Raw genomic sequence first — 22,051 nt, 5'->3', positions numbered from 1 at the left:
CCGCTTCTTCTAACTCACCATCTGGTTGCAACCGCGCACATCAGAGTTGTCGAGACGGCCGAGTACTTCAAACGAGCCATCAGGGTGCAGGCGGGCCAGGTCTTTAGTTTCGATAAAGGCGCAGGAATCCACGTTGGCTAGGTCGATGACGTTGAGGGCGCCGTCGGGGCGAGAGTCACTGACGGAAAACGGGTCGGCGGGGTCACGAAGCAGGATGCGCAGTTGCGGCGGGGCGTAGAAGCGGCCCCCGCCGAGGCTATAGGCCTGGCTCAGCAGTTCGGTCATGCCGTACTCGGAATGAATGCCGGCGGGGCCAAATACTTGCTGTAGTTCCTGATGCAATTCTTCACGAATCATCTCGCGGCGGCGGCCTTTCATGCCCCCGGTTTCCAGCACCGTCAGGTTTTGCAGCTCCGGCGCGGCCCCCACTTCGGCAGCCAAATCCAGCAGAGCGTAGCTCACCCCGAACAGCAGCACGCGCCGGTTGGCGTCCTGTTTCACCTCGCGCAGGGCTTGCAGCAAAGCGGCGTGGTCGTGCAGGAAAAACGCGGGCTGCGTCTGGCCCGACTGCTTGGCAAAGTAATCGACCATGGCCACCAACGACGAATTTCCCTGCTCCAGGTACGAAGGCAGCAGCGCCAGAAACGTCCAGCTGGTGAGCGGCCCATAATACTGCTCGAAGATGCGGGCCGCGTTCTGCCGGTACAGCTGCGGGTCGCGGACCTGGTGCTGGCTGCGTTGCTGCAACGTGGTGCCGCTGCTCAGAAACAGCTCCTGCGGTTCCCACGCATCGGGTTCGGTACGGACATCCTGAGTTTTGAAGAACTCGATAGGTAGAAAAGGAATATCAGTAAGCTGCTGAACAGCGGCAGGTGTACAACCTAATGCTGCTAAATACGCTCTATAGGGTGGGCAGTGCACCGCCTGGTGCTGAAACAGGCGCAGGGCGGCGGCGGGCACCTTGGCGGCAGTCAGGCGCGCCAGCTGCCTTATGTAATCTTCTCGGAAACTCATTACTACGCAACTGGGTTAGCAAAGCAGATAACAATTGTGGTGCAACTTCGTTGAGAAACTGTACCTTTTGTCCACTGCAACGGCAGCTTTTTCGCTCTGACTTTTCTTTATATGGATATGTTTCGTACGCTTCGTTTCGGGTTGCTCTTCGCGTTTATTGGCGGGGCCATTTCCTCTTGCATCAGCCCACCCGACTTTCCGGACACTCCGAGCATCGAGTTCAAGTCGATGAAAGTAACGCGCAATACCGCTGAGCTTACCGACACTGTTACGATTACTATTGGCTTTAAAGACGGCGACGGCGACTTAGGCCTCAACAGCGAGGAGTATTCCAGCACGAGCCCACCTTACAACCGGCTGAACAGCGACGGCACCAAAAACCTGAATCACTGGAATTACTTTTTGAAAATATTCGTCAAAAACAGAAGTAATAACCAGTTTGAGCCCCTCACCTTCCGCGCGAATGGTAGCCCTGTCGATGACCCTACCGTTTATTACTCGCAGTATCCTCATCTAGAACCTAACGCCGATAAAAAAGCGCCTCTGAAGGGAGACTTGAACTTCGAGCAAACGTTCGGCTTAGGCAACGAATTCAACCCAGGGGATGAAGTGCGCTTTGAAGTATATATCAAGGACCGCGCCCTTAACACCAGTAACACCGTCACAACCAACAGCTTTGTAGTGGCACGCTAAATTGATTTATTAAGAATGCTCTTTAACGCAACAGCTCCCCCGGCAGGCCAAGCGCACCGCCGGGGGAGCTGTTGCGTTAAAGAGCATTCTTAATAAATGGCCGGGAAGCGCTTCGGGTCCGCTTCGCGCATCATTTCATACACCGTATCAAATACGTCTTCGGCGTTGGGCTTCGAGAAATAGTCCCCGTCGGAGCCGTAGGGCGGGCGGTGGGCCTGGGCGGCCAGGCAGCGGGGCGCCGAGTCGAGGTGGCGGTAGGCGTCCTGGTCATCGAGGACCTGCTGCAGCATGAAGGCGGTGGCGCCGCCGGGCACGTCTTCGTCGGTGAACAGTACGCGGCTGGTTTTCTGGATACTATCGGTGATGACGTGCTCCAGGTCGAAGGGCAGCAGGGTTTGCACGTCCAGCACTTCCACCGAAACACCCACTTCCGCCAGCTGGTTGGCGGCGTCCAGTACGATGCGGCACATTGAGCCGTAGGTGACAATGGTGAGGTCCGTGCCTTCGCGCAGGATTTCGGGCACACCCAGCGGCAGCGTGAACTCGCCTACGTTGCTTGGAATCCGTTCTTTCAGGCGGTAACCGTTCAGGGGCTCAATTACAATGGCGGGCTCATCGGAGCGCAGCAGGGTGTTGTAGAATCCGGCTGCCTGGGTCATGTTGCGGGGCACGCATAAATGAATGCCCCGGATAGCCCCCAATATCATCTGAATGGGTGAACCAGAGTGCCAGATGCCTTCGAGACGGTGGCCGCGAGTACGCACGATGAGCGGGGCCTTCTGCCCGCCTTTGGTGCGGTATTGCAGGTTGGCCAGGTCGTCGCTCAGAATCTGGATGGCGTAGAGCAGGTAGTCGAGGTACTGAATCTCGCTGATGGGCCGCAGGCCGCGCAGGGCTGCCCCTATTCCCTGCCCTACGATGGTGCACTCCCGAATGCCGGTATCCGTCACGCGCAGTTCGCCAAACTTGTCTTGCAAGCCCGCAAAGGCCTGATTTACGTCGCCGATACGGCCCACGTCTTCGCCAATGGCGAAAATGCGGGGGTCGCGCTGGAAGTTGGCGTCGAAGCATGCTTGCAGCACTTCCCGGCCGTCCACCTGCGGGGCAGCGGCCTCGAATTTGGCGGGCACCACCTCGATGTTGCCAACGGCTTCGTCGCTCTGGCTGAACAGATAGGAGTTGTAGCGGTCGGCGTTTTCGGCCAGCGACTGGTCGAGCCAGTTGAGCAGCTCTCGGCGGGCAGCACTACGCTTGCCCCGCACCTGGCGCAACACTCGGCGCACGGTGCGCACTAGGTCGGCCCGGATGGGGGTCTGGTTTTGGGCCAGCTGCGCCACTAACTCATGCAGGCTGTTTTCGGCTCCGGCTTCCGCTACCAGTTCATTCAGGAGCTTCACTACTTGGTCGCGCTCATCTTTGATGGGGTTGAAGAAAGCGGCCCAGGCAGCTGTACGGGCCGTTTTCACGGCTTCACGCGCTTCGTTTTCAATCTGGGTTAGCTCGTCTTCAATGGCGTGGCCCTCGGTGAGCAGCCACTCCTTCATTTTCAGCAGGCAGTCGTGCTCCTGCTCCCACACCAGCCGGTCCTTGGACTTGTACCGCTCGTGCGAGCCGCTGGTGCTATGGCCCTGGGGCTGCGTTACTTCGGTTACGTGAATGAGCACTGGCACGTGCTGGGTGCGGCACAGCTCGGCGGCGCGCTGGTAGGTGTCCACCAACGTAGCGTAGTCCCAGCCTTTCACCACGAAAATCTCGAAGCCCTGCTCACCCTCGCCGTCGCGCTGCAAGCCCATCAGGATAGCCGAAATGCTTTGCTTGGTGGTCTGATACTCAGCGGGTACCGAAATGCCGTAGTGGTCGTCCCACACGCTCATCAGCATCGGAATCTGGAGGACACCGGCGGCATTCAGGGCCTCGAAGAACATGCCCTCGGAGGTGCTGGCGTTGCCAATGGTGCCAAACGCCACCTCGTTGCCATTCACCGAAAACTGCTCGTACTGATGCAGCTCCGGGTTCTGGCGGAACAGCTTGGACGCATACGCCAGGCCTACCAAACGGGGCATCTGGCCGGCCGTGGGCGAAATATCCGCCGACGAGTTCTTGCTGGTTGCCAGGTTTTTGAAGTTGCCGTCTTCATCTAAAATACGGGTGGCGAAGTGGCCGTTCATGGCCCGGCCGGCCGTGGCGGGCTCGGCTTCCACATCGGTGTGGGCGTAGAGCTGCGCGAAATACTGCTGCAAGGTCAGCTCGCCGATGGCCAGCATAAACGTTTGGTCGCGGTAGTAGCCGGCGCGCCAGTCGCCGGCCCGAAAGGCGCGGGCCATGGCCAGCTGGGGCAACTCTTTGCCGTCGCCGAAGATGCCAAACTTGGCTTTGCCCATAAACACCTCTTTGCGGCCCGCCAGGGAGGCGTACCGGCTTTCCCACCCGAGGCGGTAGTCGCGCAGAAGTTCGTCTTTACTGAGAGTGGCAGGGGTGGCCAGCAGGTCGGTAGCTTCGGTAGTGGGCATAAACGGATGGGGCGGATGTTGATACCGAAGCCGGATGGAAAGCCGGCCGCGGAAGTAGGAGCCACAAAAGTACGGATTTGGCCGGGAGGTTTCGTTGAGACCCAACGAGGGGTGTTTTTGTTTATCTTTGGGAAACAGATTAGTGCTTGGTGCCTAGTGCCTGGTGCTTAGGTTATTCCACTACCTTTCACCTTGAAAACAACCTAAGCACCAGGCACTAGGCACCAAGCACTACCAATAACTTACCTCTATGAAACACTTCGCCTCCCTTTTCATTGCCGTGCTGCTTAGCCTCGGCGCCCGTGCCCAAGGGGTTATTACCTTCGAGAAAGACATGCACGACTTTGGCAGCGTGCCCGAAGGCACGATGGCCACGCACGAGTTCAAATTCAAGAACACCGGCAACCAGCCCGTGGTTATTGCCAACGTGCAAGCCAGCTGCGGCTGCACCACCCCCGACTGGACCAAAACGCCAGTGATGCCCGGCAAGTTTGGCATTGTGAAGGCCATGTACAGCAGCGCCGGCCGGCCAGGCGTGTTCAACAAAACCGTTACGGTTACCAGCAACGCTACCGTGCCCAGCGTGGTGCTCAGCATCAAAGGCGACGTGGTGAACAAGGAGCAGGCTAAAGCCAGCATGACGCCCGCCCAACTGGCTCAGTCGCCGCGCCTGGTGCTGGACCGCACCGCCCACGACTTCGGTAAAATTGAATCAGGCCAGCAGCCAGTGGCCAAGTTCACGGTGAAAAACCCCGGCAAGCAGCCTTTGGAACTGGGTATGATTACCTCGGCCTGCAACTGCGTGGGCTACAAATCGGTGCCGCCGGTTATCAAGCCCGGCCAGAGTGCCACGGTAGAACTGTTGTACGCCCAGCGCCAGACCGGCCAGATGTCGGACGTGGCCACGCTCAGCTCCAACGACCTGAATGGCGACGTAAAGATTACGCTGAAAGCCAACATCGTGCGCGACCTGAACAACAGCAGCATGGTGAAGGAAAGCAGCGCCACGGTGCCGTTTAAGTAAGACACAGAGTAGCCTAAGCTGCTAACATCACACAACAAATCGGCCGCGCCAGAAGCATCTGACGCGGCCGATTTGTATTTAAACTGATGATACTTGGAACCAACTTCTCGATTTACTCGATGCTGGCAGATACTAGAAACTGCGCTTAACTGGTAAACCGCTCATCCCCGCTTAGCCCGCATCCGAATCACGGTTAGCGAGTATGGCGCGGCGGTGTAGGTGAAATTGCGGCTGGCTTTGTAGGCGGTGGTTTTGGGCTGCACCGCCTGCGGGGTGGCGAAGGTGTTTTTCGCGGTTTTGGGGCCAGCAAAGGTGATAAGGGTAGCCGCGGAATTTACTCCTTTGAAGCGCGACAGGTCCACTGTGAACGACTGGGCACTGCCGCCTACATTCACCAGCTTCACAATAATGTCGCCGCTGCGGGCGTCGCGCACACAGGAAGCCGCCACGGTATCGGCGGCCACGGTGGTAGGCAGCGTTACCACGTTGGCACAGTATTCAGTGCCGGTGTTCTGCCCGAACAAGGCCTGCACGTAGTAGTTGGCGGTGGGCACTACGGTGCTGTTGTTGAAGTAGATAAGGTCGGGGTTCCACTGGGTGTGGTTTTCCTTGGCCAGCAGCGGGGCGTAAGAAGCCAGCCGCACTACGTCGCCGTTGCGCTCCAAAGAAGTCATGTAAGCGGCTTCGGCCAGAGCATTGAACAGCGTGTTGCCCCGCGAGGCGTATTCGCCTAGGTACACTTTGGATTTGCTCCGGTCGTAGCTGTCGTAGCGGCGGTTGTTGGCCAGAAACCACTCCGGGTTTTCGTAGTAGTGCTCGTCAACCAATGGCACGTTCAGTTGGTTGGCAAAGGCCCAGCCCTGCTCGAAGTCTTCGCCTTTTGGGGCGGGGCCCACCGTGCCAATTACCTCGATGTTGGGGTATTTGGTCCGCACGGCATCATAGATCAGCTGGAACCGCTCCCGAAATTCCGGGGTCTGCTTGTCTTCGTTGCCGATGCCGATATAGTGGAGGTTGAACGGAGCCGGGTGGCCAGCTGCCGCCCGTTTCGCGCCCCAGGTGGACGTCGCCGGGCCGTTGGCATACTCAATCAAATCAAGTATGTCCTGGGTGTAGGCGGCCATGTCGGCCAGCGGCACGCACTGCTGCCCCGTTCCGCCAATGCGCCACGAGCCGCCCGAGTTCTGGCAGCTCACGCCGGCCGCCACCACGGGCAGTGCCCGGGCGCCCAGGTCTTCGCACAGCTGAAAATACTCGAAGTAGCCCAACCCGGCCGTTTGGTGGTAGCCCCAGATGTTGCGCTGCGCCACGCGCTGCTCCACCGGCCCGATGGTTTTCTTCCAGTCATACAGATTATCGAGGCCGTCGCCGTGGGCCAGGCAGCCGCCGGGAAAGCGCACGAAACGGGGCTTAAGGTCGGCCAGGGCCTGGGTGAGGTCGGCGCGCAGGCCGTTGGGGTGGTTGCGGAACGTTTTCTGCGGAAACAGCGAAATCATGTCCAGATCCACCACGCCCTTGCCGGTCGCCAGCACCACTAGGCTGGCATCGGGGGCGCTGGCGTTGGGGGCCAGCGTAGCGCGGTATTGCTGCCACTCCCCCACTTTTGCCGACAGCGTGGTTTCGGCCAATACGGCGCCTTTGGCATCGCGCAGCTGCACCAGTAGCGGCATAGCGGCACCGCCTTTACTGCGCGCCCACAGCGAGAAATCATACTTCTCGCCGGCTTTCAGCGCTATGCCATCAAAGCCGGAGTTTTTGATGCCCAGGCCTTTCTGAAACGGATTCTCCACCCGCAGCTGCACGTAGTGGGGGTTGTTGGCGTGCAGCGGCGCGGCGCTTTCCACCGACAAACTGCCCATAGCATATCCCTCATGCAGGTAGTCCCAGCTGGTGAGCGGGTGCCAGCCGCCCCGGTCACTCGGGCTGTACTCGAAGGAGCGGTTCTGCACCAACTCGGCGTACAGCCCCCCATCAGCAGTGTAGTTGATGTCCTCGATGAAGATACCGAACAAGTCAGGGCTGATGGGTTTGTTGGCGGCAACCTTCTGCGCAACAGCGGGTAATGCGGCGAGCAGCGCTAACGCTGCTGCACCTATTTGTAACAGATTCATAGCTAGTTATTTCAGTTTCACCGGCTGGATACCGGCGTGGGTGGGTTTCACGGGCTTGATGCTGCCGTCGGCGTTGAACTCCAGCTTGTCGATGCACACTTCGCGGTGGAAGCCGGCATCCCCGCCCATTGCTATGCCCTTGGGGTACGTGAAGCGGTGATACACAATGTACCATTCATCCTTGCCTGGTATCTGAATAACCGAGTTATGGCCGGTGCCGTAGATGCCCGCGGCCGGGTCTTTGGCGAGTACCGAGTTGTTGGCGGGCACCGTAATCTTGCCCAGCGGCGTATCGGAGGTGCCGTAGCGCACTTGGTAATTGGGGCTGCGCGTGTCGTCCTCGCTCCACAGGAAGTAGTATTTGCCGTTGCGGAAAAAGGCGTAGGCCCCTTCGCGGAACGTGGCGTCGGGCGTCATGACTTGCGTGGTGCCGGGCTTGAGGCTGGTTAGGTCGTCGTTCAGCTCGGCGCCAGCCATGTAGCCGTTGCCCCAGTACAGGTAGAGCTTGCCGGTTTTAGGGTCGCGGAAGGCTGCCGGGTCAATCTGCTGGCCGCCTTTCACGCCCTCGGGCAGCTTGTCGAGCAAGGGCTGACCGGAATCCTTGAACGGGCCGGTGGGGCTGTCGGCCAGGGCCACCCCAATCTTGGCGCCGGCGCAGAAATAGTAGGCGTACTGGTAGCCGGTGGGCGTTTTCTGCTCAAGAATGGTAGGGGCCCAGGCGTTTTTCTTGGACCAGCTCACGTCTTTGGGCAAATCCAGTAGCACGCCTTCATCCTTCCAGTTCACCAAATCCGGCGACGAAAACGACTTGAAGTACGTACCCGACCAGCCATTGAACCCGTCGGAGGTGGGGTACAGGTGGAATTTGCCGGTTTTCTGCGAATACAGAATGTCCGGGTCGGCGTAGTAGCCGGTTAGCGCGGGGTTGTGGGTTTCGGTTACGCTCACCTGGTAGGCGCGCTTGGTGGCCCCCTGCCCTACCGTGTACGTCACGGGGACCTTCGCGAAATTCTGCGGGCCGCTGGGCGTGACGGGCAGCGCGGGGCTACGGAGCTGCAAGTCAAACGATTTCAGGTTATTACCCGCCGGCACAATGAACGCCACTTTGCCGGCGGCGCTGTCTACCACCGTATTGTTTTGCCGGATGGCTGGGTTGCTAGCTGCCAGCAGCACGTCGGAAGGCGTCATCCAGCGCTGCGCCAAGCGGGTGGCTTCGGCGGCCGTAATGGGCATGACGGTGCCGTGCCGGGGGTGGAAATTCATGCGGATGTCCTGGTCTACTACCGTAAAGCTTTGCAGGTCGCGGGTGCGCGTGAACTGGTATTTGCCGCTGGTGTACATGTCGTACATCAGGATGTAGTCGGGCGAGTTGTTGAGCTTGAACGTGCCCGCGCCCTCCACTGGGTTGGTGGTTTGCTGCACGTATTTGTCGCCGAGCACGTAGCCTTCCGTCAGCTTGTCGGACACGGCTATTTTGATGCCGTTGCCCTGGCCTTCGGTTTTGAAGAACAGGTAGTACTTGCCATCCTTGGCCACGATGTCGCCATCAATGCACGAGCCGTTGGTGGGGCTGAAAAACAGCTGCTTCGGCTCGCCTTCCAGGTCGGTGAAGTCCTTGTTGGCGTAGGCGTAGTAGATTTTATCGGGCTCCGAGCCGTATTGCAAGGAGAAGTACACCAGGTACTTACCGGCTTTGGCGTCGTAGATGGTTTGCGGGGCCCACACCCGTTTCAGGTCGTCTTGCTTGGCGTAGCGCTTCTGGAAGTTGATGACGCTGTGGGTCCAGTTAATCAGGTCGGTGGACTTCAGGAGCACCATGCCGCGGTTGGAGCTCCAGCCCTTGGCCGATACCATGTCGGTGGCCACCATGTAGAACGTTTTGCCATCGGCCCCGCGCAGAATATGGGGGTCACGCACGCCGCCGGTTTCGCTGATGGTGGCTGAATTGATGATGGGCCGGTTGCCGTTGAGGGCGGTGTAGTGGTAGCCGTCGGGGCTGAGGGCGAAGCGGATAGCTTCTTCCTGTTTCTTGTTGTCGTTGCCGGTGAAGTAGGCGAAAAGGTAGGCGCTATAGGGCGCGGCAGTGGCGGTTTTCGCAGCTTTAGCAGACTGGGCACTGGCCGGATTGGTCAGCGCTAGGGCGCTCAGCAGCAACAGCAGGGGAATGGAACGTTTCATTAAAGCGGATTGGAAGAAGAATGGCGCATCAGCCGTGGCCAGGTTGCCGTTGACTTGATTTTAAAGCTTCACGCTGGTTTTGCGGCCGGCGTACTGCACTGCCTTGGCCGGCGCGTTATCCTCGCCTAGCCCGGTGCCGTGCTGTTCATCTACCAGCACCACCCGGAACGTGCGGCTGGCCTGCATGCCGGGGAAGTTGCCCGCGCGGTCCTCAAAGGTCAATTGCCGGGCTTTATCGTTCCAGCGCATCCGGATGGTGGCGTAGGCGCCCTTCTCGTAGTTGTAATTGTCGTTTTCGTCTTCGTAGAGCGTGAATTCGCCATCGGCACCGGGATACACTCTGATTTCCAGCGGCGCACCGTCTTTTTCGCCGATGTACTGCTGGCGCGGAGCCAGCGGCAGCACCGAGCCGGCCCGCACGTACAGCGGCATCAGGTCGATGGGGGTTTCGCGCTGCACGGTTTGGTTGCCGGCTTGGCGCTTGCCCGTCCAGAAATCAACCCAGGTGGTACCAGCCGGCAGGTACACGTTCACGCTTTTCGTTTGCGCGAAATCGGCGGGTACGGGCGCGTTCTTGTCGGGGCGGTTCACGTACTGCGCATCCGTCACGGGGCGCACCAGAAAGGCCGGACCAAACATGTACTCGCTGCCCAGGCTGGCTGTTTTTGGGTCGCGGGGGAAATCCATGGGCAGGGCGCGTAGCAGCGTGCCGGCGTGGTGCGTCACGGTCCACATGTTGGAGTACAGATATGGCAGCAGCCGGTAGCGCAGGTGGATAAACTTTTCCTGCGCATCAAACGACCAGGTGCCCCGCTCGCCGAACCGGTAGATTTCGCGGGGCGTGAACTCGCCGTGGCTGCGCATCATGGGCGTGAAAGCCGCAAACTGCTGCCAGCGCGTGTATAGCTCCTGAAACGCCGGGTCGCTCACGCCTTTGGGGTAGGTGCCCGACGGAAAGAACCCGCCAATGTCGCTGTTCCAGTACGGAAACCCCGCCAAGCTCAGGTTGAGGGCGGCCGGCACCTGCTTGGCCAGCACGTCCCAGCGCGAATTCACGTCGCCCGACCACACCATGGTGCCGTAGCGCTGCTGCCCGGCAAAGGCCGAGCGCGTGAGGATGAACACCCGCTTGGCCTCACTGGCTTGGCGCTGGTGCTCGTACACGCCCTTGGTGCTCATGAGCGGGTAGGCGTTGCGCACCTTGCGGAAGCTGCCCAGGGCGGTTTCGTTGTCGTCGTCGGTGTCAAAGGGGGTGAGCTGGTCGGGCTCGGTGGCATCCAACCACCAGCCGTCCATGCCCAGCTTGAAGATGCCGCTGTTCAAGTACTTCCAGTAGATGTCGCGGGCTTCGGGGTCGAAGGCATCGTACACTTTCACATGCGGCGTGCGGGGCCAGGTAATGAAGTCGAAGAGCATATCCTTGGCGGCAAACTCCTGGTAGGGCTTGGTTTTCTTGCCAAAGGAAGGCCACACCGAAATCATCTGGTGGGCGTGCAGTTCATGCACCTCGTCCACCATGCGTTGCGGCTTGGGGAAGCGCGGGTTGCCGAACTCCATGGAGTTCCAGAAGTCGTTGTTTTCGCCCCAATACTGCCAGTCCTGCACAATACCATCGAGCGGAATGCCCAGGCTGCGGTATTTCTTCACCACGTCAATCAGTTCCTCCTGCCCTTTGTAGCGCTCCTTGCTTTGCCAGTAGCCCAGCGTCCAGCGCGGAAACATAGGGGCCGGGCCGGTGAGCTGGCGGTAGTGGGCCACCACGCCATCGGCCGTGCCGCCGCCGTTGAGTACATAGTAATCGGCACAGTCCCCAATTTCCGAGTCGAAGGTGGTGGCTTGGGCGTTGTCCTCGAATTTGGTGGTCGAGTAGTTGTCCCAGAACACGCCGTAGCCCTTGCTGGAATGCAGCACTGGCACGGCAATAACCATGTTGTTCTGCTTGAGCGTCAGCTGCTTGCCCCGATAATTAAAGGTGCCGTCCTGGTGCTGCCCCAGGCCGTACACCGCCTCATCGGGAGCCAGCTGAAACTGCTGGCGTACCCGGTAGGTGGGCTGGTCGACATCGGTTTTGGCACTGAAACGCGACCCGTACGCCTTTTCGCTCAGCAGCGGCTGGCCCTTGGCCGTCCGGAAGCTGACCTGGCCGGTTTGCTGGTTGACCAGCACTTGCGTGCTCGCGCTGCCCACGGTGGCTACGCCGTTCTTTTCACTGTATTTCAGCTTGCCCGGCGCGGGCGCCAGTACCACTGCCAAGCTCTTTTTCTCGGTTTCCCGGCTCTTTGGATATTTCACCACCCGCACAATGTCAGGTGAGTAGAACTGCACTTCCACCGTCAGCGAGTCGGTGTTGAGTTTGAGGCCGGTAGCGGTTGGCTGGTAGCGTTGGGCGTGGGCGGCGGTGGTCAGCAGCAACCCCAGGCCCGCCAGGGGTCGAAAGGAAGTAGGGAACATTTGGTTTGGGGTGGGTATCGAAGGAAGGTTAGCAGAAGGCTCAGGACAGAATTTTGAAGGCATAAGCCAGCCCGGTCTTTGGGGCTGAGGCTGGCATCGTTAGCCGTAAGCCCTGCGCCGTGCGCTCGAAAGCCAGCGGCCCGCCCGTGTGGCCCAGCAACTCAACGCGGCGCACGGGCTGCGGCCGGTGCGGGCTGCCCGTTGCCAGCGCAGTAATCAGCAGCTGCCCATCGGCGGGCCAGCCCAAGGCCGTGGCGTACAGCACCTCCCCTTTCACCACAAAGCGAATATCCTGCGCCCCGAACGGCTTGCCTTTGCCCTCATTGAAGCCCTGAGCACTAAGGGCGGCGGCACCCTGCTGGGCCGGACCCTCGCCGAATATTTTCCAGGGCCGGGTGCCGTAGATACTCTCGCCATTGACCTGCATCCAACTAGCAATGCCTTCTACCACGGCCCGCTCCTGCTCGTCGATGCTGCCGTTGCCGCGCACGGGCACGCTCAGCAGCAGGTTGCCGTTTTTGCTCACCACGTCGATGAGGGTGTGGACGACGGTTTGGGCGCTTTTGTAGCCGTGGCGGTCGTAGATGCGGCGGTCGTAGTGCCATTGGCCCAGGCAGGTGCAGGTTTGCCAGGGCAAGGGCTCGATTTCGTTGCTTTGGCCCCGCTCGATGTCCCAGACCATGCACTTACGCTGCTCGGGCGTCAGGATTTTGCCATTTATCACGGCCTCGTTGCGGCCGCCGTGGCGCTTCATGCTCTCGTTGTACATATGCGCTGCAATGCGCAGGCCGGCGTCATTCACGGGCCAGAGCGGCAGGGCGGTATCGTCGAAGTACACCAGGTCGGGCTTGTATTTGTCCAGCAGCTCGATGGTGCGGTTATAGAATTTCTCGCAATACTCTTTGCTGGGCGGTGTCACGCCGTTGCCCCAGTCCCACTGCCGATGGATCATGCCGTTATCCTGGCTGTTCTCACTGAGCGGGTGATTTTGGGCGTAGAGAGCCTGCGGATCGTAGCCCTGCCACCAGGTGCCCTGGCCGTCGGCGGTGGTCACGTGGCCATCGTAGGGCACGCCGGCCAGCAGGCCTGCTTTGTCGGCGCGTTGGGCTGTTTCCAGCCAGCTCCAGGTGTGGGCCGCGTGCACGCTCACCCCGAAGCGCAAACCCTGCTTTTTGGCGGCCTTGGCCCAGCCGCCCACCAAGTCTTTCTTGGGGCCGAGGCGGGTGGAATTCCAGGGCTGATGGCGGCTGTCGTAGAGGTCGAAGTTGTCGTGGTGGTTGGCCAGGGCCACGAAGTACTTGGCCCCGGCCTTTTTATACAAAGCCAGCAACTCATCGGGGTTCCACTCCTCGGCCTTCCACTCGTTTATCACATCCTTGAAGCCGAACTTGGAGGGGTGGCCGTACTTTTCAACGTGGTACTTGTATTGGTCGGAGCCCTCCTGATACATGCCGCGGGCGTACCAGTCGCCGCGCTCGGGCTGGCACTGCGGCCCCCAGTGCGCCCACAGGCCAAACTTGGCGTCGCGGTACCAGTCGGGCGTTTGATAGTGGGCCAAGGAATCCCAGGTAGGCTGAAAACGACCAGCCGCCAACGCTGTGCTACCTGCCGGGGCCAGCGGCGACCAGTTTAAACCAGCTACTACGCTGGGTAGCCAGGCAGCGGGAGCAACCAAAGCCAGATTTTTCAGAACAGTCCGACGATTCATATGGGTGGGATAAAAGAAGTGTACTATCGGAGCGAAGAGCGCAAGGCACAGATGGCTAACGGTTAGTGCCGTAGGCTGCTTTCTGGTTAGCTAAGCTGCACCTTGCTTGCAAAGATGATTATTTTTCGCACAATCGATTGTGCTTATGAATTCAGACACCTGATACCAAGGCTCAAACTATGAGCACTCTCTGAAAGCCAGGTTAAAACGAGCAAAAGAAACTAACAAGAAGCGGCTTACCGGTAGCAATTACACGCCGTTTCCTGCCGGTTGCAAGGTGGCTTGCTTATCAATAGCCGACGTGGCACGAATCAGCTTTTTTGGGGGTAATAATTCGTCAGCATCCCTCTCAATCCTCTGTATTCAAGGCTACAACGCTAAAGCAGGAAGCTCATAGGCTATTCGGTGGCTCCTATTTCAGGCAGTTTGACAGCTTGTTTCAGCCAGCGCATTGTTTATGGTTACGGCTCTGTTCGGCAGCGGCCACGCGCTGGCGTTCTGGGCTGGCCGCAACGGCAAGCTACCCGGTGATGACCCACTGCCTGCGGAAAGGAAGGACGCCTCAGAGACGCGCAATGCCAACCGGTTCGCTTATCTTTGCTGCCGTTTTCAAGCCAGAATATTTTCCCCTCCTCACCATCCTGCTCTCACATGATTATCGGCGTCCCGAAAGAAATCAAGAACAACGAAAACCGCGTGGGCTTGACGCCCGCTGGCGTAGCTGAACTCCGCAAGCATGGCCACGAGCTGTACGTGCAAAGCACTGCTGGCCTAGGCAGCGGCTTCCAGGACGCCGAGTATGAAGAGGCCGGCGCTACCGTATTAGCTACCATCGAGGAGGTGTATGCCAAAGCCGAGATGATAGTAAAGGTGAAGGAGCCAATTGCGCAGGAATATCCGCTCATCAAGGAAAACCAACTGCTGTTCACGTACTTCCACTTTGCATCCGGCGAGGAACTGACTCACGCCATGATTGAGCGCAAGGCTGTTTGCCTGGCCTACGAAACCGTGGAATTGCCGAGCCGCGCTCTGCCCCTGCTCATTCCGATGAGCGAAGTAGCCGGCCGCATGGCGCCGCAGGAAGGTGCCAAGTACCTGGAGAAGCCATTGAAAGGCCGCGGCATTTTGCTGGGCGGCGTACCCGGCGTGAAGCCGGCCGAAGTACTGGTGCTGGGTGCCGGCATTGTGGGTACGCAGGCCGCTAAAATTGCGGCCGGTTTGGGTGCCCAGGTTACCATCATGGACATCAGCCTGAACCGCCTGCGCGAGCTGGACGACTTCATGCCGAAAAACGTGGTGACGCAGTATTCCAACGAGTACAACATCCGGGCCGCCATCAAAACTGCCGACCTCATCATCGGGGCCGTATTGATTCCGGGCGCTAAGGCACCGCACCTCATCACCCGCGAGATGCTGAAAACCATGAAGCCCGGCACGGTGCTCGTGGACGTGGCCGTGGACCAGGGTGGCTGCATCGAAACCTGCAAGCCCACCACCCACGAAAACCCCACCTTCATCATCGACGACATTGTGCACTACTGCGTGGCCAACATGCCGGGCGCGGTACCGTACACCTCTACCCTGGCCCTGACCAACGCCACGCTGCCCTACGCCGTGAAGCTGGCCAACCTGGGCTGGCAGGAAGCCTGCCGCCGCGACGAGGCCCTGCGCCTCGGCCTGAACGTGGTACATGGCGAAGTGGTGTACAAAGGCGTAGCCGAAGCCTGGAACCTGCCTTTGGTAGACGTACAAAACGTGCTGGAAGGCGCTACCGTGTAATTAAAGATCAAGAATTAGAAATTGAAAATTGGGCGTTCTGACGACTTTATGGTTGTTAGGACGCCCAATTTTTAATTCAATTCTGCATTTGGTGATGCTCTGTAATGCAACTGACAACCTCCGTAAAGCCATCATTTTTAATTTTCAATTCTTAATTCTTAATTGATTTGAAAGGTATTCTGTTCACTGGCGGCGAGCTAACCGACCTCGTCACGTTTGCCCAGCTTCCGGTTTACCTGCAAACCTTCCTGCGCGAGCAAAACGGCGTGGTGGCGTATTTCGGCGGCCTGCACATCCGGGGCTGCGTGGCCGAACCCACCTGGCACTCACTGGACGCAGCCTGGCACGGCGAAGAGGCCTTCTGGCGCACCTACGACGAAGTAATGGAATCCGATATTCCATTCGGGCAAGACTGCGTGGGCAACCAGTTCCTGCTGCGCGGCGACGCGGTGCTGTGGCTGGACACCGAAACCGGCGAGCTGGCCGATCTGGAAGTGGATTTCAAGCATTTTCTGTTTGGGGTTGAAAAGTTTCCGCTGGATGCGCTAAGCATGGAGCCGTTGCGGGCTTTTCAGCAAAGTGGCGGCGTGCTGCGGCCGGGCCAGCTCCTGAGCGTGTATCCACCGTTCTGCATGGCTACCAACGACCAGCAGCCCTCTAGCACCAAGGCAATAAGTGCTGCTGAGCGCCTGGCTTGGCTGGCTAACTTCTACCGTCAGATCAAGGATTTGCCCGACGGCCAATCCATCCGCTTCACGCCCGACCAAAACTAGTGCTTGGTGCCTCGTGCCTAGTGCTTAGTACCTGGCGCTCAGACTGCTCTACCGAATACTATGCTCCAAGCACTAACAACAAAGCCCTATGCACTATGCTCCAAGCACCAAGCACTAAAAACTCATGATTTCACCGCTTTTGCGCCTGTTGCTGCGTCGGTTGCTGCTACTGATGGGCGTGTATGTGCTGCTCCGGCTGGGCTTTTACTGGGCTAACCGCAGCGTATTCCAGGAGGCCCCTACGGGGCAGGTGCTGCTGGCATTCTGGCACGGCTTCCGGTATGATATTTCGGCGCTGCTGCTGCTCAACGTGCCGTTTCTGGGGCTGTCGTTGGTGCCGGTTTTCAGCTCCCGCTGGCAAGGGTTTCTACGCGGCTTCTACCTGATCCTCAATGCCATTGGTATTGCCCTGAACCTGATTGACACGCAGTATTTCAAGTTTATTGGGCGCCGCACCACCAACGAGCTGTTCACCATCACCGATGATATTCAGCGGCAGGCGGGGCAGCTGGCAGGGCACTACTGGTTTCTGCTGATTCCGTTTGCGGTGCTTTCTGGGCTGGTGTGGTACTTCTACCCCATGCCTTCCGAAGCCGACGCCACCTATTACCAGGCCCACCCCAAGCGGCGAGTGTGGCAGCCGATTGTAGAGGTGCTGCTGTTGGTGGGCCTTACGGTGCTGGGCATCCGGGGCGGGGTGCAACTCAAGCCGCTGCGCACCGGCCATGCCTTCATGCAAACCCCGCCTATTCTGGGCCACGTGGCCTTAAACAGCACATTCACCTTCCTGAAAAGCTTGCGTGCCGAACCACCGGAACGCCGCACGTATTTCCCCTCAATGGCAGCCCTGAAGCCGGCGCTGGCGGCCCGCCCGCCCGGCCCGCGCCCCGGTGCGCCGCGTGATAATGTGGTGATTCTGCTGATTGAAAGCTTTGCGTCCGAGTACAACGGTATTGAAAACGGCGGCCAGGGCTACACGCCGTTCTTCGATTCGCTGGCTACGCAGGGCCTGTTTTTTCGGCAGCACTACGCCAACGGCCGCCGCTCCATTGAGGCCCTGCCGGCCGTGCTGGCGGGCTTGCCGGCCCTCACCGAAAACTCGTTTATCACCTCCGACTTCCAAACCGATGAGCTGCACGGGCTGGGTGAGCTGCTGGGCCGGCAGGGCTATGCTACCTCGGTGTTTCACGGGGCTACCAACGGTACCATGGGCTTCAATACCTTCGCCGGCATTACGGGCATTCAGCAGTACTACGGCCTGAGCGAATACCCCGGCGGCACCGCCAGCCCGGATTTCGATGGGCACTGGGGTATTTTTGATGAGCCGTATTTGCAGTACTTCGCCCAGAAGCTGGGGCAACAGAAACAGCCGTTCTTCTCCACGGTTTTCACCCTGACTTCGCACGAGCCGTTCCCGGTGCCGGCGCAGTACAAAGGCAAGTTCACGGCCGGCGAGCTGCCGATTCACGCTTCCGTGCAGTACACTGATTTTGCGCTGCGGCAGTTTTTCAAAGCCGCCGCCCGGCAGCCGTGGTACCAGAATACGCTGTTTATTGTGCTGGCCGACCACACTTCCCAAACCCTGCGGCCCGAGTACCAGAACACCTTGGGCTCCTACAAAACGCCGCTCTTACTGTTTCACCCCGGCCACGCCTTACCGGCCGCCAACGTGCAGCGCATCACCCAGCAAGCCGACATTCCGGCCACCGTCCTCGACTACCTGGGTTTGGCGCCGGGCCAGCCGCTGCTGCCGTTCGGCTACTCCGTGTTTGATGCCGGTACCACCGGCCGCGCCCTGTTTCTGAGCGGCGGCAGCTACTTTCTCGTTCACTCCGACTACGTGGCCGAACTCACTGCCGACAACCAGGTGCGCCTCTACCCCTACCAGAACCACGCCCTGCCCGCCCTGCCCCTCGCCGCCCCCGACCCGCAGAAGCTCCGCCAATACGGCAACGAGCTAAAAGCCTGCGTGCAGTTCTACCTCAACGGCCTCGCCGACAATACGCTTTATAAGTAGTGAGATGGTGAAGTGGTGAGGTGGTGAGTTTGATGTTCTGCTGGCGCCACTTGCGCAAAACCACTCGACCAGAACATCAAACTCACCACTTCACCATCTCACCAATTCACTATTTCACCATCTCACCATACCTCGGCACTTCGCTTAGGCGCTCGTTGGTGCGCTGCGCGAGGTTTACGCGCCAGCAGAAATGCTGCAAGCCGTTGGTAAGCAGCAGCAGCGGCGCCCCAATGGTTTGGTTGTAAATAGCGGCCTGCTGAGCCACGGCGGCGGTAATGGGCACGGTGGGGCGCTTGCACTCCACCAGCAGCAGCGGGGTGCCGTCGGGGCCGAGGGCCCAGAGGTCGGTGCGCTTCTGGCGCTGGTTGTAGCGGTGGCCCCGCTCGATGCTCAGCAAGCCGCGCGGATAGCCCCGGTGGTTTATCAAATAATGAAGAATGTGCTGGCGCACCCATTCTTCGGGCGTCAGCACCACGTTCTTGCGGCGCAACACGTCCCAGATATATAGAATTTCGCCGGTTTGCGTAACTTTGTACTCGAAAGGCGGCAGGTTTAGCTCTTGCATCACCTCCAAAGGTACGGCCTGGGTACTGTTCCCGCCTTTCAATTCCGTACCGTCGCCCTCTAGCAGGGTCGGCGGTTTTTTATTTTAATGGCTGCATTGTTAAATGGCTGACAGTGCAGTAAGCCTTGAGAACAAGCAGCCATTCAATATTGCAGCAATTTCAACAATTCAATACATGAAGAACAAATCAGACATCGTAGAAAACTGGCTGCCCCGCTACACCGGCGTACCGCTGAAAGAGTTCGGCCAGTATATTCTGCTCACCAACTTCCTCAACTACGTGCACATGTTTGCCGAGCAGTTCGGCGTAGAAGTACACGGCCTCGATAAGCCGATGCAAACGGCTACAGCCGGCGGTATTACCATCATCAATTTCGGCATGGGCTCCCCCATGGCCGCTACCGTCATGGATTTGCTGTCGGCCATCAAGCCGAAAGCGGCGCTTTTTCTGGGCAAGTGCGGCGGCTTGAAAAGCAAAACCAAACTCGGTGACCTGATCCTGCCGATTGCCGCTATTCGCGGCGAAGGTACTTCCGACGACTACCTGCCCGCCGAAATTCCGGCGCTGCCCTCCTTCCGTTTGCAGCGGGCCGTGAGCAGCATGATCAAGAAGCACGAGAAAGACTACTGGACCGGCACCGTGTACACCACCAACCGCCGCGTGTGGGAGCACGACGAGAACTTCAAAGAGTATCTGCGCCAGATTCGGGCTATGGCCGTGGATATGGAAACGGCTACCATCTTCACGGTGGGCTTCGTGAACGAAATTCCGCACGGTGCGCTGCTGCTCGTGAGCGACAACCCAATGACGCCCGAGGGAGTGAAAACGTCGGAAAGTGACAAGAAAGTAACAGCCGATTTTGTGAAGGCCCACCTCCAAATCGGTATCGACTCGCTGTTGGAGCTGAAAAACTCCGGTGAATCGGTGAAGCATATGCGCTTTGAATAGTGCAACCCAATAACCAGACTGTACTTGCTTGCAACCAAGCTTAAAAGACGCTCCCCGGTGACTTGTAGTTACCGGGGATTTTTTTGCAGTTTACTTTCTTCTTACTTTTCCTTATTCATTCTGATTTCCTATCCGCCGAGACAACTATTCTGCATGGGTTCTTTTTCCTCTACCTACCTTGATATTGAGTATCAGGCTATACCGCGGGTGCTGGCAGCCCACTGGCGCCGTGGGGTTATGCCTTTTGAATTACAGCGTGGCTACAAGGCCATGCTCGACGAGGCAGTATCGCGCCGCTGCCGCTTTTGGCTGATCAATCTGAGTGGCCGGGCCAGCGGCGTAAGTGCTGCCGACCTGCAATGGATATTGGAAGAGTTTTTTCCTCAGCTGCCTTTGCGGCTGCGGCGGCCGGTGTACATTGCCTATCTGATGGCGCCGCACCAGCTGGCCGGTTCCCTGGCCGACCCTAACGTTCCGAATGCCGCGTACTACGACGACCGTTCTTACCGCATAGAACGGTTCACGGTGCAAGAAGAAGCGCTGGCCTGGCTTCAGGATTGCCGCCAGCAGGATGCCAAAATTCGCCGCCGCAAAACCGCTTAGAGGCGCGTACCTTCGCGCTTATGAACCGGATTTTCTTGTTTGCCGCAGGCTTGTTGGTAAGTCTGCTGAGTGGTTGCCAGTCGCGGCGGCCCGTTGATTTGGTGGTGTATAATGCCACCGTGTACACCGTCGATTCCGCTTTCAGCAAAGCCACGGCCTTTGCTGTGCAGGATGGCAAGTTTGTGGCGGTGGGCACGGCCGACGAAGTGCGAAAGAAATTCGAAGCCAAGCAGGAGGTTGACGCGCACGGGCAATTCATCTACCCGGGCTTCTACGACGCGCATTGCCACTTTTACCGCTACGCCCTGGGCTTGCGCGATGCTGATTTGGTGGGTACCGCCTCATGGGAGCAGGTGGTACAGAAGCTGCAAGAGCAACGCCGGCAATACCCGCAGGCCGCCTGGCTTACCGGCCGCGGCTGGGACCAAAACGACTGGCCCGGCAAGCAGTTCCCAACCAAAGACACGCTGGATGTGCTGTTTCCGGACACGCCGGTATTTATCGTGCGGGTGGATGGGCATGCGGCCCTCGTCAACCAGAAGGCGCTGGATTTAGCGGGCGTTTCCACCCGCACTCCCATCAGCGGCGGCACCATTACTAAAGACGCCACTGGCCGCCTGACTGGCTTGCTGGTTGACAATGCGGTGGACCTGGTAGCAGTGAAGATTCCGGAGCCGACGGCGGCCGAAGCCAGTACGTTGCTGCTGGAAGGCCAGCAGCGCTGCTTAGCCGTGGGCCTTACCAGCCTCGCCGACGCCGGCCTTGATAAGGCCAACATCGACCAGATGGCGGCGTTGCAGCAGCAAGGCAAGCTGAAGCTGCGCCTGTACGCCATGCTCAATCCCACCAAGGCCAACAAGGACTATTATCTGAAGAACGGCCCGGTGATGGAAGACCGCCTGACGGTGTGCAGCTTCAAGGTGTACGCCGATGGCGCTTTGGGCTCCCGCGGGGCCTGCCTGCTGCACCCCTACACCGACAAGCCTCGGGAAACCGGCTTTCTGCTTTCGTCCATTGCCGATTATCGAACCTTGGCGAAAGAGCTAGCCGCCAGCAAGTTCCAGATGAACACCCACGCCATCGGCGACTCCAGCAACCGCCTGCTGCTTGACATTTACGGCGAAGTGCTAAAGGGCAAAAACGACCGGCGCTGGCGCATCGAGCACGCCCAGGTGGTGAGCAAGGCCGATATGGTGAAGTTCGGACAGTTCAGCATTGTGCCTTCGGTGCAGCCCACGCACGCCACTTCTGATATGTACTGGGCCGGGGAACGGCTCGGGGCTGAGCGCCTGAAAACCGCTTACGCCTACCGCGCCCTGCGTGAGCAATATGGCCAGGTAGCCATTGGCTCCGACTTTCCGGTGGAAGACATCAACCCGCTGTTCGGCTTTCACTCGGCCGTGGCCCGGCAGGATGCCAAGAACTACCCAGCTAGCGGCTTCCAGATGGAAAACGCCCTCAGCCGCCCCGACGCCTTGCGCGGCATGACCACCTGGGCCGCCCACGCCGCCTTCCAGGACAAGCAGAAAGGCAGCATCCAACCCGGCATGGCCGCCGACTTTGTGGTACTGGACACCGACCTGCTGGAGGCCCCGAAAGAGAAGCTACGCGGCGCCAAAGTGCAGCAGACTTGGATTGCCGGCGAGCAGGTGTTTTCAATTAAGAATTAAAAAGTA

At 59.1% G+C, this 22,051-nt stretch carries 15 protein-coding genes; 8 read left to right on the top strand and 7 right to left on the bottom strand.

Features of this window, described 5'->3' with window-relative positions; genetic code table 11:
• Positions 1-9 precede the first annotated feature (9 nt).
• Positions 10-1,014: a long-chain-fatty-acid--protein ligase gene (locus tag J0X19_RS00775; RefSeq protein ID WP_206979973.1), complete on the bottom strand. Its 1,005-nt coding sequence runs from the start codon at positions 1,012-1,014 to the stop codon at positions 10-12.
• Between the two features lie 117 nt (positions 1,015-1,131).
• Between J0X19_RS00775 and J0X19_RS00770 the strand changes: the two genes are divergently transcribed.
• Positions 1,132-1,707, top strand: a complete 576-nt coding sequence (locus J0X19_RS00770) for a hypothetical protein (RefSeq protein ID WP_206979972.1) — start codon at positions 1,132-1,134, stop codon at positions 1,705-1,707.
• Between the two features lie 89 nt (positions 1,708-1,796).
• Here J0X19_RS00770 and J0X19_RS00765 read toward each other — a convergent pair whose 3' ends face one another.
• On the bottom strand, positions 1,797-4,217 hold the full coding sequence (locus J0X19_RS00765) for an alpha-ketoacid dehydrogenase subunit alpha/beta (RefSeq protein WP_206979971.1): 2,421 nt from the start codon (positions 4,215-4,217) through the stop codon (positions 1,797-1,799).
• 250 nt (positions 4,218-4,467) lie between these two features.
• On the opposite strand from J0X19_RS00765, the gene J0X19_RS00760 reads away from it, so the two are divergent.
• Positions 4,468-5,241 carry a DUF1573 domain-containing protein gene (locus tag J0X19_RS00760; protein WP_206979970.1) on the top strand — a complete coding sequence of 258 codons (774 nt, stop codon included), beginning with the start codon at positions 4,468-4,470 and terminating at the stop codon, positions 5,239-5,241.
• A gap of 161 nt (positions 5,242-5,402) precedes the next feature.
• Here J0X19_RS00760 and J0X19_RS00755 read toward each other — a convergent pair whose 3' ends face one another.
• The 4 genes from J0X19_RS00755 to J0X19_RS00740 are packed head-to-tail and all read right to left on the bottom strand — an operon-like array spanning position 5,403 to position 13,689.
• Positions 5,403-7,352 carry an alpha-L-arabinofuranosidase C-terminal domain-containing protein gene (locus J0X19_RS00755; RefSeq protein WP_206979969.1) on the bottom strand — a complete coding sequence of 650 codons (1,950 nt, stop codon included), beginning with the start codon at positions 7,350-7,352 and terminating at the stop codon, positions 5,403-5,405.
• A gap of 6 nt (positions 7,353-7,358) precedes the next feature.
• Positions 7,359-9,530: a family 43 glycosylhydrolase gene (locus J0X19_RS24700; RefSeq protein ID WP_242581784.1), complete on the bottom strand. Its 2,172-nt coding sequence runs from the start codon at positions 9,528-9,530 to the stop codon at positions 7,359-7,361.
• A 60-nt stretch (positions 9,531-9,590) separates the two neighbouring features.
• The gene (locus J0X19_RS00745) at positions 9,591-11,981 is read right to left on the bottom strand and encodes a glycoside hydrolase family 31 protein (RefSeq protein ID WP_206979968.1); all 2,391 of its coding nucleotides are present in this window, start codon (positions 11,979-11,981) and stop codon (positions 9,591-9,593) included.
• A 40-nt stretch (positions 11,982-12,021) separates the two neighbouring features.
• The gene (locus J0X19_RS00740; RefSeq protein ID WP_206979967.1) at positions 12,022-13,689 is read right to left on the bottom strand and encodes an alpha-L-fucosidase; all 1,668 of its coding nucleotides are present in this window, start codon (positions 13,687-13,689) and stop codon (positions 12,022-12,024) included.
• Between the two features lie 651 nt (positions 13,690-14,340).
• Here J0X19_RS00740 and ald point away from each other — a divergent pair.
• The 3 genes from ald (at position 14,341) to J0X19_RS00725 (ending at position 18,258) form a co-directional block, all read left to right on the top strand.
• Complete coding sequence (ald, locus tag J0X19_RS00735; RefSeq protein WP_206979966.1) at positions 14,341-15,468, top strand: alanine dehydrogenase; 1,128 nt, start codon at positions 14,341-14,343, stop codon at positions 15,466-15,468.
• A 167-nt stretch (positions 15,469-15,635) separates the two neighbouring features.
• Positions 15,636-16,241 carry an SMI1/KNR4 family protein gene (locus J0X19_RS00730; protein ID WP_206979965.1) on the top strand — a complete coding sequence of 202 codons (606 nt, stop codon included), beginning with the start codon at positions 15,636-15,638 and terminating at the stop codon, positions 16,239-16,241.
• Between the two features lie 124 nt (positions 16,242-16,365).
• Positions 16,366-18,258, top strand: coding sequence for an LTA synthase family protein (locus J0X19_RS00725; RefSeq protein ID WP_206979964.1), 1,893 nt, complete (start codon positions 16,366-16,368; stop codon positions 18,256-18,258).
• A 109-nt stretch (positions 18,259-18,367) separates the two neighbouring features.
• On the opposite strand, the gene J0X19_RS00720 is transcribed toward J0X19_RS00725, so the two are convergent.
• Positions 18,368-18,823 (bottom strand): type I restriction enzyme HsdR N-terminal domain-containing protein, encoded by a 456-nt coding sequence (locus J0X19_RS00720; protein ID WP_206979963.1) that lies wholly within the window; start codon positions 18,821-18,823, stop codon positions 18,368-18,370.
• Between the two features lie 175 nt (positions 18,824-18,998).
• Here J0X19_RS00720 and J0X19_RS00715 point away from each other — a divergent pair, with 175 nt between their 5' ends.
• From J0X19_RS00715 to J0X19_RS00705, 3 genes are all read left to right on the top strand, one after another.
• Positions 18,999-19,772: an AMP nucleosidase gene (locus J0X19_RS00715; RefSeq protein ID WP_206979962.1), complete on the top strand. Its 774-nt coding sequence runs from the start codon at positions 18,999-19,001 to the stop codon at positions 19,770-19,772.
• A 237-nt stretch (positions 19,773-20,009) separates the two neighbouring features.
• Entirely contained in the window at positions 20,010-20,375 is a 366-nt protein-coding gene (locus J0X19_RS00710; RefSeq protein WP_206979961.1) for a hypothetical protein, read from the top strand.
• A 20-nt stretch (positions 20,376-20,395) separates the two neighbouring features.
• Positions 20,396-22,045, top strand: a complete 1,650-nt coding sequence (locus J0X19_RS00705; RefSeq protein ID WP_206979960.1) for an amidohydrolase — start codon at positions 20,396-20,398, stop codon at positions 22,043-22,045.
• Positions 22,046-22,051: the final 6 nt, after the last annotated feature.

The sequence above is a fragment of the Hymenobacter telluris genome (genome assembly GCF_017313265.1).
GTDB lineage: Bacteria > Bacteroidota > Bacteroidia > Cytophagales > Hymenobacteraceae > Hymenobacter > Hymenobacter telluris.
The sequence above is the reverse complement of the archived record's forward strand: the minus strand, read 5'-3'. Positions and strand labels throughout refer to the sequence as shown.

What these genes read in the sequence shown, in the direction of transcription:
- J0X19_RS00775 (WP_206979973.1), bottom strand. Translation starts at nt 1,014, where the DNA reads ATGAGTTTCCGAGAAGATTACATAAGGCAGCTGGCGCGCCTGACTGCC.
- J0X19_RS00770 (WP_206979972.1), top strand. Translation starts at nt 1,132, where the DNA reads ATGTTTCGTACGCTTCGTTTCGGGTTGCTCTTCGCGTTTATTGGCGGG.
- J0X19_RS00765 (WP_206979971.1), bottom strand. Translation starts at nt 4,217, where the DNA reads ATGCCCACTACCGAAGCTACCGACCTGCTGGCCACCCCTGCCACTCTC.
- J0X19_RS00760 (WP_206979970.1), top strand. Translation starts at nt 4,468, where the DNA reads ATGAAACACTTCGCCTCCCTTTTCATTGCCGTGCTGCTTAGCCTCGGC.
- J0X19_RS00755 (WP_206979969.1), bottom strand. Translation starts at nt 7,352, where the DNA reads ATGAATCTGTTACAAATAGGTGCAGCAGCGTTAGCGCTGCTCGCCGCA.
- J0X19_RS24700 (WP_242581784.1), bottom strand. Translation starts at nt 9,530, where the DNA reads ATGAAACGTTCCATTCCCCTGCTGTTGCTGCTGAGCGCCCTAGCGCTG.
- J0X19_RS00745 (WP_206979968.1), bottom strand. Translation starts at nt 11,981, where the DNA reads ATGTTCCCTACTTCCTTTCGACCCCTGGCGGGCCTGGGGTTGCTGCTG.
- J0X19_RS00740 (WP_206979967.1), bottom strand. Translation starts at nt 13,689, where the DNA reads ATGAATCGTCGGACTGTTCTGAAAAATCTGGCTTTGGTTGCTCCCGCT.
- ald (WP_206979966.1), top strand. Translation starts at nt 14,341, where the DNA reads ATGATTATCGGCGTCCCGAAAGAAATCAAGAACAACGAAAACCGCGTG.
- J0X19_RS00725 (WP_206979964.1), top strand. Translation starts at nt 16,366, where the DNA reads ATGATTTCACCGCTTTTGCGCCTGTTGCTGCGTCGGTTGCTGCTACTG.
- J0X19_RS00720 (WP_206979963.1), bottom strand. Translation starts at nt 18,823, where the DNA reads ATGCAAGAGCTAAACCTGCCGCCTTTCGAGTACAAAGTTACGCAAACC.
- J0X19_RS00715 (WP_206979962.1), top strand. Translation starts at nt 18,999, where the DNA reads ATGAAGAACAAATCAGACATCGTAGAAAACTGGCTGCCCCGCTACACC.
- J0X19_RS00710 (WP_206979961.1), top strand. Translation starts at nt 20,010, where the DNA reads ATGCCTTTTGAATTACAGCGTGGCTACAAGGCCATGCTCGACGAGGCA.
- J0X19_RS00705 (WP_206979960.1), top strand. Translation starts at nt 20,396, where the DNA reads ATGAACCGGATTTTCTTGTTTGCCGCAGGCTTGTTGGTAAGTCTGCTG.